At 66.5% G+C, this 14,379-nt stretch carries 14 protein-coding genes; 4 read left to right on the top strand and 10 right to left on the bottom strand.

Annotation, left to right across the window (positions count from 1 at the left end; genetic code table 11):
* The first annotated feature begins 70 nt into the window (after positions 1 to 70).
* Genes eat through eutC form a run of 3 tightly spaced genes read left to right on the top strand, consistent with a single transcriptional unit; the run spans position 71 to position 3,686 of the window.
* On the top strand, positions 71 to 1,435 hold the full coding sequence (gene eat, locus FHT08_RS06935) for an ethanolamine permease (RefSeq protein WP_166774653.1): 1,365 nt from the start codon (positions 71 to 73) through the stop codon (positions 1,433 to 1,435).
* Positions 1,432 to 2,841: an ethanolamine ammonia-lyase subunit EutB gene (locus FHT08_RS06930; protein ID WP_166774652.1), complete on the top strand. Its 1,410-nt coding sequence runs from the start codon at positions 1,432 to 1,434 to the stop codon at positions 2,839 to 2,841. Before eat ends, FHT08_RS06930 begins: the two co-directional genes overlap by 4 nt.
* A complete protein-coding gene (eutC, locus tag FHT08_RS06925) occupies positions 2,838 to 3,686 on the top strand; it encodes an ethanolamine ammonia-lyase subunit EutC (protein WP_166774651.1) in 849 nt (282 codons plus the stop codon). The genes FHT08_RS06930 and eutC overlap by 4 nt, the downstream gene beginning before the upstream one ends.
* Positions 3,687 to 3,695: 9 nt before the next feature.
* Here the strand turns inward: eutC and FHT08_RS06920 are convergent, their stop codons facing one another.
* From FHT08_RS06920 to efp, 8 genes are all read right to left on the bottom strand, one after another.
* Entirely contained in the window at positions 3,696 to 3,986 is a 291-nt protein-coding gene (locus FHT08_RS06920) for a hypothetical protein (RefSeq protein WP_166774650.1), read from the bottom strand.
* Positions 3,987 to 4,162: 176 nt separating this feature from the next.
* Complete coding sequence (locus FHT08_RS06915) at positions 4,163 to 4,651, bottom strand: pyridoxamine 5'-phosphate oxidase family protein (RefSeq protein WP_104537117.1); 489 nt, start codon at positions 4,649 to 4,651, stop codon at positions 4,163 to 4,165.
* A gap of 386 nt (positions 4,652 to 5,037) precedes the next feature.
* Entirely contained in the window at positions 5,038 to 5,727 is a 690-nt protein-coding gene (locus tag FHT08_RS06910) for a phytoene/squalene synthase family protein (protein ID WP_166774649.1), read from the bottom strand.
* 28 nt (positions 5,728 to 5,755) lie between these two features.
* Positions 5,756 to 6,481: a phosphoglycolate phosphatase gene (locus FHT08_RS06905; RefSeq protein ID WP_104604789.1), complete on the bottom strand. Its 726-nt coding sequence runs from the start codon at positions 6,479 to 6,481 to the stop codon at positions 5,756 to 5,758.
* Positions 6,482 to 6,533: 52 nt separating this feature from the next.
* Entirely contained in the window at positions 6,534 to 7,253 is a 720-nt protein-coding gene (ubiG, locus tag FHT08_RS06900; RefSeq protein ID WP_104537866.1) for a bifunctional 2-polyprenyl-6-hydroxyphenol methylase/3-demethylubiquinol 3-O-methyltransferase UbiG, read from the bottom strand.
* Positions 7,254 to 7,282: 29 nt separating this feature from the next.
* Positions 7,283 to 8,620, bottom strand: a complete 1,338-nt coding sequence (locus FHT08_RS06895; protein WP_166774648.1) for a TRZ/ATZ family hydrolase — start codon at positions 8,618 to 8,620, stop codon at positions 7,283 to 7,285.
* Positions 8,621 to 8,638: 18 nt separating this feature from the next.
* On the bottom strand, positions 8,639 to 9,487 hold the full coding sequence (locus FHT08_RS06890; protein ID WP_166774647.1) for a hypothetical protein: 849 nt from the start codon (positions 9,485 to 9,487) through the stop codon (positions 8,639 to 8,641).
* Positions 9,488 to 9,491: 4 nt separating this feature from the next.
* Positions 9,492 to 10,058 carry an elongation factor P gene (efp, locus tag FHT08_RS06885; RefSeq protein WP_002802373.1) on the bottom strand — a complete coding sequence of 189 codons (567 nt, stop codon included), beginning with the start codon at positions 10,056 to 10,058 and terminating at the stop codon, positions 9,492 to 9,494.
* Between the two features lie 103 nt (positions 10,059 to 10,161).
* Between efp and epmB the strand changes: the two genes are divergently transcribed.
* On the top strand, positions 10,162 to 11,190 hold the full coding sequence (gene epmB / locus FHT08_RS06880; protein ID WP_166774646.1) for an EF-P beta-lysylation protein EpmB: 1,029 nt from the start codon (positions 10,162 to 10,164) through the stop codon (positions 11,188 to 11,190).
* Between the two features lie 99 nt (positions 11,191 to 11,289).
* Here epmB and FHT08_RS06875 read toward each other — a convergent pair whose 3' ends face one another.
* Together FHT08_RS06875 and FHT08_RS06870 are read right to left on the bottom strand one after the other, a co-directional pair.
* Positions 11,290 to 13,407: an EAL domain-containing protein gene (locus FHT08_RS06875; RefSeq protein WP_047125239.1), complete on the bottom strand. Its 2,118-nt coding sequence runs from the start codon at positions 13,405 to 13,407 to the stop codon at positions 11,290 to 11,292.
* Positions 13,404 to 14,333 carry a phosphate/phosphite/phosphonate ABC transporter substrate-binding protein gene (locus FHT08_RS06870; protein ID WP_166774645.1) on the bottom strand — a complete coding sequence of 310 codons (930 nt, stop codon included), beginning with the start codon at positions 14,331 to 14,333 and terminating at the stop codon, positions 13,404 to 13,406. The genes FHT08_RS06875 and FHT08_RS06870 overlap by 4 nt, the downstream gene beginning before the upstream one ends.
* Positions 14,334 to 14,379 lie beyond the last annotated feature (46 nt).

Below are 14,379 nucleotides of genomic sequence, written 5' to 3'. Positions count from 1 at the left end.
TCGGTCACTGGCGGTCGGTCCAGTGCTTGGCCGCCGGGCCTGCTTCATCTCCCTCCCCCGACCGCAGGAGATGCGCGACATGCGCAACGAGCAGCTCGAACCCACCCTGGGCACCTGGCAACTGTGGGGGATCGCCGTGGGCCTGGTGATCTCCGGCGAGTATTTCGGCTGGAGCTACGGCTGGGGCACTGCCGGCACGCTGGGCTTTCTGGTGACCACGCTGCTGGTCGCGGTGATGTACACCTGCTTCATCTTCAGCTTTACCGAGCTGACCACCGCCATCCCCAATGCGGGTGGGCCGTTCGCCTACAGCCTGCGCGCATTCGGCACCTATGGCGGCATGCTGGCGGGCCTGGCCACGCTGATCGAGTTCGTGTTCGCGCCGCCGGCCATTGCGATGGCGATCGGCGCCTATCTCAACGTGCAGTTCCCGGCCCTGGACCCGCGCATCGCTGCGATCGGCGCGTATGCGATCTTCATGGGCTTGAACATCGTCGGCGTGGCGATCGCCGCCACCTTCGAGCTGATCGTGACCTTGCTGGCGGTGATCGAGCTGCTGGTGTTCATGGGCGTGGTGGCGCCGGGCTTCAGCGTTGCGCGCTTTGCCGCCAATGGCTGGGCCGGTCGCGATGTGTTCGGCCCGGCCGCGATGTCCGGCATCTTCGCCGCGATCCCGTTTGCGATCTGGTTCTTTCTGGCGATCGAGGGCGCGGCGATGGCGGCCGAAGAGGCCAGGGATCCCAAGCGTACGATTCCGCGCGCCTACATCGCCGGCATCCTCACCCTGGTGTTGCTGGCGCTGGGCGTGATGGTGTTTGCGGGCGGGGTCGGCGACTGGCGTCAGCTCTCCAACATCAACGATCCGCTGCCGCAGGCGATGAAGGCGGTGGTCGGCAACAGTTCGACCTGGCTGCACATGCTGGTGTGGATCGGCCTGTTCGGCCTGGTGGCCAGCTTCCACGGCATCATCCTGGGGTATTCGCGGCAGTTCTTTGCGTTGGCGCGTGCCGGGTTCCTGCCGCACGGGCTGGCCAGGCTGTCGCGCTTTCGCACGCCGCATCGCGCGATTCTTGCCGGCGGCGCGATCGGCATCGCGGCGATCTGCAGCGACAGCGTGGTCAAGATCCAGGGCATGTCGCTGACCGCGGCGATGATCACCATGTCGGTATTCGGCGCGATCGTGATGTATGTGATGAGCATGCTCAGCCTGTTCAAGCTGCGCCGCGCCGAACCCGGGCTGGAGCGCAGCTTTCGCGCGCCGGGCTATCCGGTGGTGCCGGCAATCGCGCTGCTGCTGGCGCTGGTGTGTCTGGTGGCGATGGTCTGGTTCAACCCGATCGTGGCGCTGATCTTCGTGGGCCTGCTGCTGTTCGGTGCGCTGTGTTGCGTGCTGAGCTTGCGCAGCCAAGCCACGCCTGCGGCCAGCGCCAGATGAGCGGGTTCGCGTTTACCGCCGGCGGCGAGCGCTTCCAGTTTGCCGATCTGAAGACCCTGCTGGCCAAGGCCACGCCGCCGCGCTCGGGCGACCAACTGGCCGGGCTCGCCGCCGACTCCGGGCTGCAGCGGGTGGCTGCGCAGATGGCGCTGGCGGACCTGCCGCTGCGTCACTTCCTTGATGAGGCGGTGGTGCCGTACGAATCGGACGAAGTCACCCGCCTGATCGTCGACCAGCACGATGCGGCGGCATTTGCCATGGTGGCGCATCTTACCGTCGGTGGCTTTCGTGACTGGCTGTTGAGTGCGCAGGCCGACGAAGCGGCATTGACTGCACTGGCACCGGGACTCACACCGGAAATGGTGGCGGCGGTATCGAAGCTGATGCGCGTGCAGGACCTGATCCTGGTCGCGCAGAAGACGCGCGTGGTCACACGCTTTCGCAATACGCTGGGCCTGCGTGGACGCCTGTCCACGCGCCTGCAGCCCAACCACCCCACCGACGATGCCACCGGCATTGCCGCCAGCGTGCTCGACGGCTTGTTGTACGGCAACGGCGATGCGGTGATCGGCATCAATCCTGCCAGCGACAGCCTGGCCGCCGCCACCGCATTGCTGCGCATGCTCGATGCGGTGATCACCGGCTACAAGATCCCCACGCAGTCCTGCGTGCTGGCGCATATCACCACCACCATCGACGCGATCAACCGCGGCGTGCCGGTGGATCTGGTGTTCCAGTCGATCGCCGGCACCGAAGCGGCCAATGCCAGCTTCGGCATCAATCTGGCGCTGCTGCAGGAAGGCCAGGACGCCGGGCTCTCGTTGCGGCGCGGCAGCGTCGGCGACAACGTGATGTATTTCGAGACCGGCCAGGGCAGTGCGTTGTCGGCCAATGCGCATCATGGCGTCGATCAGCAGACCTGCGAGGTGCGCGCCTACGCCGTGGCGCGGCAGTTCAAGCCGCTGCTGGTGAACACCGTGGTGGGCTTTATCGGCCCGGAATATCTCTACGACGGCAAGCAGATCATCCGTGCCGGGCTGGAGGATCACTTCTGCGGCAAGCTGCTCGGCGTACCGATGGGCTGCGACATCTGCTACACCAATCATGCCGAAGCGGACCAGGACGACATGGACGTGCTGCTGACCCTGCTCGGCACCGCCGGCATCAACTTCATCATGGGCATTCCCGGCTCCGACGATGTGATGCTCAACTACCAGACCACCTCGTTTCACGATGCGCTGTATGCGCGCCAGGCGCTGGGCCTGCGCGCCGCGCCCGAGTTCGAACACTGGCTGGAACAGCAAGGCATCCTGCGCCTGCGCGACGGTCGCTTCGAACTCGGCAGCGAGCTTCCCGCACCGTTCCGGCGTGCGCTGGAGCAATTGAACGCCGGCAGCGTGCAATGAGCGGCCCGACCACTCTTCCGCGCGATGCCTGGGCGCAGCTGCGTCGGCTCACACCGGCGCGTATCGCGCTGGGGCGCGTCGGCACCAGCCTGCCGACCGCCGCGCATTTGGATTTCCAGCTTGCGCATGCGCAGGCGCGCGATGCGGTGCATCTGGCCTTCGATCCGCTACCGCTGCAGGCAGCGCTGCAACAGCGCGGGCAGGACAGCATTCTGCTGCACAGCGCGGCGGTGGACCGGCACACCTATCTGCAACGTCCGGACCTGGGCCGGCGCCTGGGCGAGGATGCGGCCGCGCATCTGCGTGGCCTGACCGCGGTGCACGGCGGCGGGCACGATGTCGCCGTGGTGGTCGCCGACGGACTCTCTGCGTTGGCGGTGCATCGGCACGCAGCGCAGATGCTGGAGCATATCGACACCCTGGCCGCGCGCGAAAGCTGGTCGTTGGCACCGGTGGTATTGATCGCACAAGGCCGCGTCGCCATCGGCGACGAGGTCGGCGAACTGCTCAAGGCGCGCCTGGTGATCGTGTTGATCGGCGAGCGACCAGGCCTGAGCTCGCCCGACAGCGTGGGCCTGTATCTGACCTACGCGCCGCGCGTCGGCCTGACCGACGCCACGCGCAATTGCATCTCCAATATCCGCGCCGAGGGACTGAGCTACGCCGACGCCACGCACAAGCTTGCGTACCTGCTGCGCGAATCGTTCCGACGCAAGCTGTCCGGCGTGCAGCTAAAGGACGAGGCCGAGCGACCGGCGCTACCGTCGGCTGGCCCGTCCGATGCCGCGCCGCGGACATTTTTACTTCCTGAGGGTGTGCGGCCGGACTTTGAACCTGGTTCGTAGCTAGCCCGATTACGTAAGCGCGCCATCCTGCGGGTCGCTGGCCGCATACGTACTGGTTGGCAACTCGTTGTCGTGTGGATGACGCAAGGCATTGCGCACGTCTTCCGGCAGTTGCTCGACATCCAGCATCACCTTGCCGGAATGCACATCGCGCACCACCGTTGCAGGCAGCACGAAGTCGCCGCCGTTTTCGATATTGATGACCAGCTCGGCGCCATCCTTGCGCACCTCGCGGATGGCACCGACGCCGACTTCGCCATCGCGCACAAACACCATCTGGCCGATTTCGATCTGTTGCATCTCGTTTCTCCTAGGGCGGGCGCACAGCGCATGACGCCAGGGCCGCTTTTGAATGCAGTCCAGGCTGGCGGCGCCGATCCGGCCTCACAACCGGATCGGCGCCCGCGCAAGCGACAGCACATGAATGGATAAGACCCGTGCACCATCGCGAAGATCGTGCAGGCGTGCAGCAGGCCTCAACGCAGCGGAACGTCCGCCACCTTGTCCTGGTAATCCTTTTTCGGGTCGACGCCGAACAACACCTTGATGCCGGCCAACAGACTGGAACCATTGAGCCAGATCTGCGCGTGATCGGTGTCCAGACGCAGCAGCGCCAACTTGGGGTCGTCCTTGCCGCCTTCATACCAGGCAGCGACATGCGGGTTCCACAGACGCTCGACCACGGCCGGATCGGTGTCTTCCCGCAACGAGCCGCTGATGCTGGCGAACAGGTCGTGTCCCTTGCTGCTGAAGGCGCCGATGACACGGCGGCCCTGCCCCAGCATGGAAATCAGCGCATTGTCCTTGGAGGTGAAGAACCAGATCGGACCACCGCTATCGCCTTCGATCTGCGCGGTCATCGGGCGTGCATGCCCGTCTTCCACGCCATCCAGACCCAGCATCACGGTGCGATCGGATTTCAGGGCTTTCCAGAATTTGTCCTGCAGCTCTTTGGGATCTGCCATCTCGATGTCTCACATGCGCGTGTCCACGCGGGTGTCCCAGTCTGGAAGTCTGCCTGCCCACGGCATGTGACGACAGGCACTCCTGTCTGCACATGGTGGCAACGAGGCTGGCCGGCTGAGCAATCGCACCCGCTCGGTGTTCCAAGGCGTTGAGCGGCGAGTTGAGCTTCCATGGGCATTGCAACGCGACCACGACCTTGCCGATCTCCTCTTGCTGGACGACGTGGTGCTGGAAGGTGGGTCGAGCTCGCAAGGACGGATTCATGGCGTGTCCCGCGATGGTGGGCGGCAAGGTCCTGCAGCCAAGTCGCAGATCCCCCGCTCTGCGACCGATCGATCCGCGCTGTCCAGGCGTTCGGCACACGACGCCTGAAGCGATCGAGACTTCAGTCTGCGCCGCTGGCAGCGCGCCAGCTATGCCACAGCTGCTGCACGGGCGGTGGGTACGCTGCCTTGCCCGCAAGCTCGCGCTGCAGGCGCAGACGGGCCAGCCGCGACCATACCCGATGCGGCCGCGCCAACGCCGGTTTGCGTGGCCAGGCGCGCAGCAACTGCGTGCGCCATGCGGCGTTGGTCATATCACCGGGCGCGGCACTGTCGCCGGCCACACGTTGGCGTGCGTCCAGCCACTGCACCGCCACCGCAGGGGCATCACCAGGCTGCGTGCGCGCAAATAGCACAGCTTCCACAGCGATCACGGCCTCGGCGAAGGTACGCAATCTCGCCAACGCCTGCTGCAACGAGTGCGGCTGCGCACGGGCGTCCTGCATGGCCGGCAAGGTGTCGGCCAGCTGCGCCCATGGGGCGCGCACCGGCTCCAGCACGCGCCCGAGCGGATGGCGCGAGCGCTGCTGCGACCAGTCGCGCAGCTCCTGCTGCCACCACGCCAGCTTGGCGTCGGCCGGCAACGGGTCGCCGGCGATGTTCATGATGTCTTCCCATTCCTGCAGCAGCGCAAACCAGGCCGCCGTGAGGCGTCGCTGCGGTTCGGGAATGAAGGGTTCGGCAACCGACCATTCCGGCCAGCGGGTGCGCCACTTGTCGAGAAAACTGTCGAGAGCGCTGGATTGGCTCATGGCGGGTCCAGAAAAAGACGAAAGAAGATCAGGTCTGCGGCCACGCCATGGCATCCCACAACGCCTGCGGCTGCGCGACGAGGACGTTGGCCTGCCAGCGCGACGGCGCGTCGTCGTGCAGGCGGTAGCCCCACAACACCGCCACCGACGGCATCGCCGCTGCGCGCGCGGCCAGGATGTCGCGCTCGTCGTCGCCGACGTAGACGCACTGCGCCGGCACAACGCCGATGCGCTCGGCAGCGGCCAACAAGGGCAACGGATGCGGCTTGCGCTCGGCCAACGTATCGCCGCCGATCAGCACCGCGCAGCGCTGCTCCCACCCCAGTTGCGGCAGGATCAGCCGGGCCAGATACTCGGGCTTGTTGGTGACCACGCCCCAGATGCAACCGGCGCGCTCCAGCCGCAGCAGCAGTTCTTCGACACCATCGAACAGCTGCGACTGCGTGCCGATCAAGGCTTCATAACGGCGCAGGAATTCCGGCACCAGCGCATCGCGCTCGACTGCATCGAGTTCCGCAAACGCCACCGCCAGCATCGCGCGCGCGCCCTTGGACACCACCGGACGCAACTGCGCCAACGCGATCGGCGCACGGCCACGCGCATCCAGCATCGCGTTGACGGTCGCCAGCATGTCCGGCGCACTATCCAGCAAGGTGCCATCCAGATCGAACAACACCGCACGCGGAAACGTCGACGATGCAACGGCGTCTTTCCGCTGCGCGGCGTCATCTTGAACTCGGAATGGCTCGGACATCACCAGCGCCGGGCTCTGTTATTGCGATTCCCGAATCCCGATTCCCGATTTGTCACGGCTTCACCGCATAAGCCAAGTAGTTGACCTCCGTCCGCGACGACAGGCGCGCACGATTGCGCCACGGCTCGTACATCATGCCGCTGACGTCTTCCAGCTGCAGTTCGGCGCTGCGCAACCATGCCGCAAGTTCTGCCGGCTTGATGAAATCCTTGTAGTGATGCGTGCCCTTGGGCAGCAACCGTGCGACGTATTCGGCGCCGACCACCGCCAGCGCGAACGCGGCAGGTGTGCGGTTGAGCGTGGACAAGAACAGCTTGCCGCCCGGCTTGAGCAGGCTGGCGCAGGCGCGGATGATCGCGGTCGGGTCCGGCACGTGCTCGAGCATTTCCATGCAGGTCACCGCATCGAAGCTGCCCGGCTGTTCGGCGGCCAGGTCTTCCACCGACTGCACGCGGTAATCCACCTGCACGCCCGATTCCAGGCTGTGCAGGCGCGCCACCTTGACCAGTTCCGGCGCCAGATCGATCGCCGTGACCTGCGCGCCCAGACGCGCCATCGACTCGCTGAGCAGACCACCGCCGCAGCCGACGTCGAGCACGCGCGCGCCGGCCAGGCCCAGCCGTGCGGACACGTAGTCCAGGCGCACCGGATTGAGCGCGTGCAGCGGCTTCTGCGGGCCATCGGCATCCCACCAGCGGTTGGCCAGCGCCGCGAACTTGTCCAGCTCGCTCTGATGGAAGTTGCTGGAATTGGATTGGGTATTCGGGTTCATGCAGAGCTCCGTGATGGGATGCCGCGCGCTCAGGCGCGGACGGTGCGGATGCGCTCGCGCCACTGTCGCGCATTGGCGACCAGGGCAGCGGTGTCCATGTCGATGAGCTCGCGCTGCACCAGCTTGGGCTTGCCGGCGATCCACACATCGGTGACCTGATGACGGCCGGCGGCGTAGATCAGTTGCGACAGCACATGATGCAGCGGCTGGGTCTCCAGTGCGGACAGATCCACGCAGACCAGATCGGCCTGCTTGCCGACTTCGATCGAGCCGATCCTGTCGCCGAAGCCCAACGCGCGCGCGCCGCCCAGCGTGGCCGCGCGCAGCGTGGTGGCCGCGTCCAGTGCGGTGGCATCGTTGGCCACTGCCTTGGCCAGGATCGCCGCCGTGCGGTTCTCGCTGAACATGTCCAGGTCGTTGTTGCTGGCGCAGCCGTCGGTGCCGATCGCCAGATTCACGCCGGCACGTTGCAGCGCGCAGGCCGGGCAAAAGCCCGAAGCGAGCTTGAGGTTGGACTCGGGGCAATGCACCACGCTGACGCCGCGCTCGGCGCATAGGTGGATTTCCGCCTCGGTGAGCTGGGTCATGTGCACGGCGATCAGGCGGTCGTTGACCAGCCCCAGGCGATCCAGCCGCGCCAGCGGGCGCTGCCCGTACTGGGCAACCGAGTCAGCCACTTCCTGCGCGGTTTCGTGCGTGTGCAGATGCACCGGCAGATCCAGCTGGTCGGCGAGCATGCGCACGCGTTCGAAGTTGGCGTCGTTGACCGTGTACGGCGCATGCGGCGCGAAGGCGGTGCTGATCAGCGGATCGTCGCGCCACTGGTCGTGCAGTTCGCCGGCCCGTGCGAAGTATTCGTCGTCCGACGATGCCCAGGCGGTGGGGAAATCGATGATCACCGCGCCGACCAGCGCACGGAAACCGTGCTGCTTGTACACGGCCGCCTGCACATCGGCGAAGAAATAATTTTCGTTGACGCAGGTGGTGCCGCCACGCAGCATTTCGGCAATCGCCAGCGTGGTGCCGTCGGCCACGAATTCCGGCCCGATCACTGCCGCTTCCACCGGCCAGATGTGCTGCTGCAGCCACACCATCAGCGGCAGATCGTCGGCAACGCCGCGCAGCAGCGTCATCGGGTTATGCGTATGCGCATTGACCAGACCCGGGATCAGGGCCGCCTCCGGGCGCGAGACGGTCTGCGTCGGCGCAAACCGCAGGCGCGCCTCGGCGGTCGGCAGGATCGCCACGATGACGCCGTTGTGCACCGCCACCGCGTGATCGTCGAGTACCACCGCATGCGGCTCGATCGGCACGACATAACCGGCTTCGATCAACAGGTCGCAGACTTCGGGAGGGGCATTGGTCATGAGCGGATCCATAAAAGGTTAGTTGTCGAACGGCCAGCGGGGATCGCCACCGGCCACAGGCACATAGCGCTGGCCGTTGTAAAGCAGCACCTGGCGCGCGCGACGGGTGCGCTCGGTATCGGTGTCGCTGCCAGCGGCGCTCTCCACGGTAGACACGTTGGCTGTCAGCACGATGTCCGCATAGCCGGCATGTACCTGCGGCGCCATGCTCACGCTCAGGTTGGCCACTTCGGTGATCACATCGCCCTTGCCCAGACTGCACGGCTCGCCTTTCACACGTTGCCACGCATAGAGATCGCGTTGCAGCACCGGGCGCAGGATGCGCCCCTCGCGCACCAGCAGGGTCAATGCCTGATTGCTGTAAAAATCCGGGCAGCTGGGCCCGCGCGCAGCACTACGCACAATCACGCCGATCGCACGCACGCCCTTGGCCAGATCGTAGCGCGCCGTGTCCAGGCGCAGGCTGTCGGCAGCGAGTTCGAAGGCGGCGTCCTCGCCCATTGCCTGCGCGTAGAACGCCAGCACCTTGCCGCTGGCGGCATCGAGCATGGCCACGCGCAACTCGAGGTCGCGCTCGCCAGGCACGGTCTCCGCGTCGCCGGCAAATGCGATTGCCGCCAGCCGGATCGCCGCATCGTTCGGCCACGGCTTGCAGGTCTGGGCCACCACACGGTCGACCGGCACCGTGGCGGCAGCGCCGCCCACGACGCCGGACGTTGCGATGGCCGCAACGGCGGCCACGCCATCGGCGTCGCACGTGGCGGCAGCCGATTGCGCAAAAGCCGGGCACGCGAGCAGCGCACCCCACAGCCCCAACACGACACTGGCACCGCGTCCCGCTCGATCAGGCCAGTGTCCCGGACGCATCGTCTTACTTGACGCGCGCCGAGTATTCGCCCGAGCGGGTGTCGACCTTGATGATTTCGTCCTGATTGACGAACAGCGGCACGCGCACCACCGCGCCGGTTTCCAACGTCGCCGGCTTGCCGCCGCCGCCGGAGGTATCGCCGCGCACGCCCGGGTCGGTCTCGGTGATCTTCAGCTCGACGAAGTTCGGCGGCTGCACCCAGATCGGCGCGCCGTTCCACAGCGTCACGATGCAGTCTTCCTCGCCCTTGAGCCACTTGTCGGCACCGCCCATGCCTGCCTTGTCGGTCTGCACCTGCTCGAAGGTTTCCGGGTCCATGAAGTGCCAGTACTCGCCATCGCTGTACAGGTAGCGCATGTCGGTATCGACCACGTCGGCCACTTCCACGTCGTCGGTCGCCTTCATGGTCATTTCGACCACGCGGCCGGACTTGATGAAGCGATACTTCATGCGGGTAAAGGCCTGGCCCTTGCCCGGCTTGACGTATTCGGTCTCGGTGATGACCGCCGGCTCGTTGTTGACCAGGATCTTCATGCCGTTCTTGACGTCGTTCATGCCAACAGTGGCCATGGTGCAGCTCCTCGATAAGACCACGACCTGCCACAGGCCGTGGCAGGTCGGATTAGAATGGGGCGCCCGCCGCAACCGGCGGGCATTGGTTTTGTGACCGCACATGATACCCGCAGCCCCCCTCGCCTTGCAGCCATCTCCGCCTCCCACCCTGCAGCCGCCGCGCTGGCAGCAGCAGTGGCGCGACGCCGTGCGCGACCCGCGCGCGCTGCTGGCGCTGCTGGGCCTGGACACGCAGGCGGCCGGGATCAGCGAGGCGGCCGCCGCCCAGTTCCCGCTGCGGGTGCCGCAGGCGTTCGTGGCGCGCATGCGCCGTGGCGACCTGCACGACCCGCTGCTGCGCCAGGTGCTGCCGCTGGACGATGAAATGCGGCCGGTGCCCGGCTTCGGCCTGGATGCGGTCGGCGATGGCGCGGCCAAGACCGCCGACGGTGTGATTCAGAAATACCGCGGCCGCGCGCTGCTGATCGCCACCGGCAGCTGCGCGGTGCACTGCCGCTACTGCTTCCGCCGCCACTTTCCGTATGCCGAGGAAACCGCCGCGCGCGACGGATGGCGCGACGCGGTCGCCACGATCGCGGCCGACCCCGGCATCGACGAAGTGTTGCTGTCCGGCGGCGACCCGCTGTCGCTGGCGACCGGCAAGCTGGCCGAACTCACCGACGCGCTGGCCGCCATCGGCCATATCAAGCGACTGCGCATCCACAGCCGGCTGCCGATCGTGCTGCCCGAGCGTGTCGATGCGCCGCTGCTGGCCTGGCTGCGCAGCCTGCCGTGGTCGGTGGCCTTTGTGGTGCATGCCAACCACGCCAACGAATTCGATACCGCCGTGGACGATGCCATGCGCGCCCTGCGCGAGGCCGGCGCGCAGTTGCTCAACCAGGCCGTGCTGCTGCGCGGCGTCAACGACAGCGTGGACGCGCTGGCGGCCCTGAGCGAACGTAGCTTCGCCGCCGGCGTGCTGCCGTATTACCTGCATCAGCTCGACCGGGTGGCCGGCGTGGCGCATTTCGAAGTGGACGATGCGCGCGCGCGCGCCCTGCACACCGAGCTGGCCACGCGCCTGTCCGGCTATCTGGTGCCGCGCCTGGTGCGCGAAATCCCCGGCGACACCGGCAAACGGCCGCTGTAACCACTCAGCTCTCAGACACATTGAATGGTAGGAGCGCACCCGGGCGCGACGAAGCATGACCGGTAACACCCATCGCGCCCAGGTGCGCTCCTACGCTGCTCAGCCCGCCGCGATCAGCTTCGCCATATCGGCCGGGCTCAGCGGGCGGCTGAACCAATAGCCCTGGCCCAGATCGCAGCCGCGCTCGCGTAGCAGGTTGAACTGCGCTTCCTGCTCGATTCCCTCGGCCACCACCGTGATGCCCAGCGAATGCGCCATGCCGATGATGGCCGTGGTCAGCGCCAGATCGTCCGGGTCGCGCTGCAGATCGGCGACGAAACTCTTGTCGATCTTGACCCCGTCCACCGGCACCTGGCGCAGATGGCTCAACCCGGAGAAACCGGTGCCGAAGTCGTCCAGCCACACCTTCACGCCGGTGCGGTGCAGTTGATCGAGCAGGCTGGCGGCCATCATTTCGTCGCCGATCACGGCCGTCTCGGTCAACTCCAGATGCAGCCGTGCGGCCGGCAGGCCAGACTCGGCCAGACACTCGGCCACGGTGTCGATCAGGTCGCCACTGCGCAGCTGACGGGGCGAGACGTTGACCGAGATGAACAAGCCCTCGCCCACCACCGGCCATTGCGCCGCTTCCAGACACGCCGCGCGCAGCACCTTGGGGCCGATCACCTCGATCAGGCCGCTTTGCTCTGCGATATCGATAAAGGTGGACGGCGCAATCGTGCCCAGCGCCGGGTGCTGCCAGCGCAACAGCACTTCCACCCCCACCAGCACACGGTCGCTGGTGCGATAGATCGGCTGATAGACCAGCCGCAGCTCGTCGCGATCCCAGGCCCCGCGCAGCTCGTGCTCCATGTGCACACGGCGCTCCACTGCATGATCGGCGGCGCGGCTGTAGAAGCGGTGGCAGTTCTTGCCCGCCACCTTGGCCTGGTACATCGCGATGTCGCCGTTCTTCAGCAACACAGTGGCGTTGCTGGCGTCGTCCGGGAACAGCGTGATGCCGATCGAGGTACCCAGGAACACCTCCCGGCCCTGCACATTCAAGGGGCGGCTCAATTCGTGCACCAGCCGGTCTGCGAGCTGGGCGGCAAGCAGGCTGACATCGCCATTTTGCAGCAGGATCACGAACTCATCGCCACCGAAGCGCGCCAGGATCGCGTCGTCGCCGCCCAACGCACCGACCGCGCGACTGATGCGACTGGCGAACTGCAGCAGCGCCTCGTCGCCGGCTTCGTGGCCCAACGTGTCGTTGACGCGCTTGAAGTCGTCGATGTCGGCGAACAGCAGCGCCAGCTTGCTGCCGGTGCTGCGGGCGGTGTTGAGCAGATGGTCCAGGCCTTCGCGGAAACCCAGCCGGTTGGTCAGGCCGGTCAGCGCATCGGTGTAGGCCATGTGGCGCACCTCGCGATCGTGCCGGGCGATGCTCTCGCTCATGCGGCCGAAGGCGGAAATCAACTCGCCGATCTCGTCGTTGCGCGGATGCGGCGGCAATTGCACCGCGTAGTCGCCACGCTCGATCTGGCGCGCGGCCGCAGCCAGCAACCGCACCGGCGCCACCAGGGTACGTTGCACATAGATGGCCAACAGCACCCCCAGCGCCACCAGCGCGGCCAGCAGCACCAGCAACCAGCCCAGATCGCGCTTGCCGATCGCGTTGAGGTTCTGCACCAGGGTCAGGTTGGCGCCGGATTCGATCCTGCGCACCCGCTCGCGCGACATCCCCACCCGCACCCCGCCGATGCGCTGGTCGCCGATCTTGATCGGCACCGTCACGTCCAGCACTTCGGGCGAGGATTGCAATAGCATGGCGCGCGTCGTCTTCGCCCTGGCCGCGAGCGGATCGGTCATGGCCTGGCCATAACGCTGCAGATTGTGCGAGCCATCGTGTACCAGCCGGCCGCGTCGATCGAACACCAGCACGTAGCTCACCACCTGCTGCCGCGAGGCATTGCGCACCAGCGCCCCCACCGCGCCCAGATCGGAGTAGTACAGCGGATTGGCCAGACCGCTCGCCAGTTCGGTGGCCAGGGTCTCTCCACGCGTGCGCAGGCTGCGATCGAACAGCTCGTGCAGAATCTGCGCGCTGAGCCCGCGCACTTCGCGTTGCATCGCGCTCTGGCGCTGCAGCAGCGACGCCAGGATCGCACCGACCAGCAGCAGCGTCAGCGCCATCACCAGCAGAAAGCGTGCCTGCAACCCGAAGCGCACCTGAGTCATTCCACTTGATCCCTGACACGTTGCAGCCCGGCGCTCAGTCCATCCAGGCGCCAGCGATTGACATCATCCAGCGGGTGAAAGGCGGTGGTGCCGAAGAAGCGCTTCAAGGCCGGCCCGGCCTTGGGGTCGGAGGCCGCCTGCAGCAGCACCACGCGCAGCCGCCGCTCTACGGCCGGATCCATGCCGGTACGCACCATCTCCACCGCGCGCGGCACCGGCGCACTGTGATGGACGATGCGGAAGTCGCGCTTGAACACCTGTGGCAGGTGGCGCTCGTCATCCCAGTCGGCGTTGCTGAAAGCGCCCGCATCGACCAGGCGCCGATGCACGAAGGTGGCGATATTCAATTTCGACCCGACCATCAGGTAACCCACCGAGCCCGGCACCTGGCTGTCGTCCGGCGACAGCAGCACATCACAGGCGATGCCATTGCGCACCAGCTCCAGCATCGGCAACAGATAGCCGCTGGTGGAGGAGGTGTTCTGCAATGCCAGGGTGTGGCCGCGCAATTGCCTGAGCGACCGGATCGGGCTGTCGCGGCGCACGAAGAACACCGTGTGGAATTCGCGCAGGCCGGCGCGCTCGGTCATCACCAGCGGGTGCGCACTGCCACGCTGCTGCAGCAGCATCGCCGCACCGGTGGTTTCGCTGACCCAGTCGACGCGCCCACGCCGCAGGTAACTGGACATCTGCCGCGCATCCGGCGCCATCAGGATTTCGCCACGGCGGATACCGACCTCGTGCATGCGCGGCACCACGTAATCCAGCAATGGCTTGAGTTGCGCGTAATGCGTGGCGGGATCGTCGCTGATCCGTCCAAGCACCAATACCGGGGAAGGCGCCGCCGTCGCCGTTGCGGCCAAGCCTGCCCCGGCCAACAGCCCGCAGGCAATCAGACACCATCGTAGACCGCGCAAAACGGACACTCCCCTAGAGCCGCCGACAGCCTAGCCGAATCTTTCGAGATGTGAC

The organism is Xanthomonas sp. CFBP 8151 (genome assembly GCF_011761885.1).
GTDB classification, from domain to species: domain Bacteria; phylum Pseudomonadota; class Gammaproteobacteria; order Xanthomonadales; family Xanthomonadaceae; genus Xanthomonas; species Xanthomonas arboricola_B.
The sequence above is the reverse complement of the archived record's forward strand: the minus strand, read 5'-3'. Positions and strand labels throughout refer to the sequence as shown.

Bases quoted from the DNA above. Each gene is read 5' to 3' on its own strand.
- eat (WP_166774653.1), top strand. From the start codon at position 71: ATGCGCGACATGCGCAACGAGCAGCTCGAACCCACCCTGGGCACCTGG.
- FHT08_RS06930 (WP_166774652.1), top strand. From the start codon at position 1,432: ATGAGCGGGTTCGCGTTTACCGCCGGCGGCGAGCGCTTCCAGTTTGCC.
- eutC (WP_166774651.1), top strand. From the start codon at position 2,838: ATGAGCGGCCCGACCACTCTTCCGCGCGATGCCTGGGCGCAGCTGCGT.
- FHT08_RS06920 (WP_166774650.1), bottom strand. From the start codon at position 3,986: ATGCAACAGATCGAAATCGGCCAGATGGTGTTTGTGCGCGATGGCGAA.
- FHT08_RS06915 (WP_104537117.1), bottom strand. From the start codon at position 4,651: ATGGCAGATCCCAAAGAGCTGCAGGACAAATTCTGGAAAGCCCTGAAA.
- FHT08_RS06910 (WP_166774649.1), bottom strand. From the start codon at position 5,727: ATGAGCCAATCCAGCGCTCTCGACAGTTTTCTCGACAAGTGGCGCACC.
- FHT08_RS06905 (WP_104604789.1), bottom strand. From the start codon at position 6,481: ATGTCCGAGCCATTCCGAGTTCAAGATGACGCCGCGCAGCGGAAAGAC.
- ubiG (WP_104537866.1), bottom strand. From the start codon at position 7,253: ATGAACCCGAATACCCAATCCAATTCCAGCAACTTCCATCAGAGCGAG.
- FHT08_RS06895 (WP_166774648.1), bottom strand. From the start codon at position 8,620: ATGACCAATGCCCCTCCCGAAGTCTGCGACCTGTTGATCGAAGCCGGT.
- FHT08_RS06890 (WP_166774647.1), bottom strand. From the start codon at position 9,487: ATGCGTCCGGGACACTGGCCTGATCGAGCGGGACGCGGTGCCAGTGTC.
- efp (WP_002802373.1), bottom strand. From the start codon at position 10,058: ATGGCCACTGTTGGCATGAACGACGTCAAGAACGGCATGAAGATCCTG.
- epmB (WP_166774646.1), top strand. From the start codon at position 10,162: ATGATACCCGCAGCCCCCCTCGCCTTGCAGCCATCTCCGCCTCCCACC.
- FHT08_RS06875 (WP_047125239.1), bottom strand. From the start codon at position 13,407: ATGACTCAGGTGCGCTTCGGGTTGCAGGCACGCTTTCTGCTGGTGATG.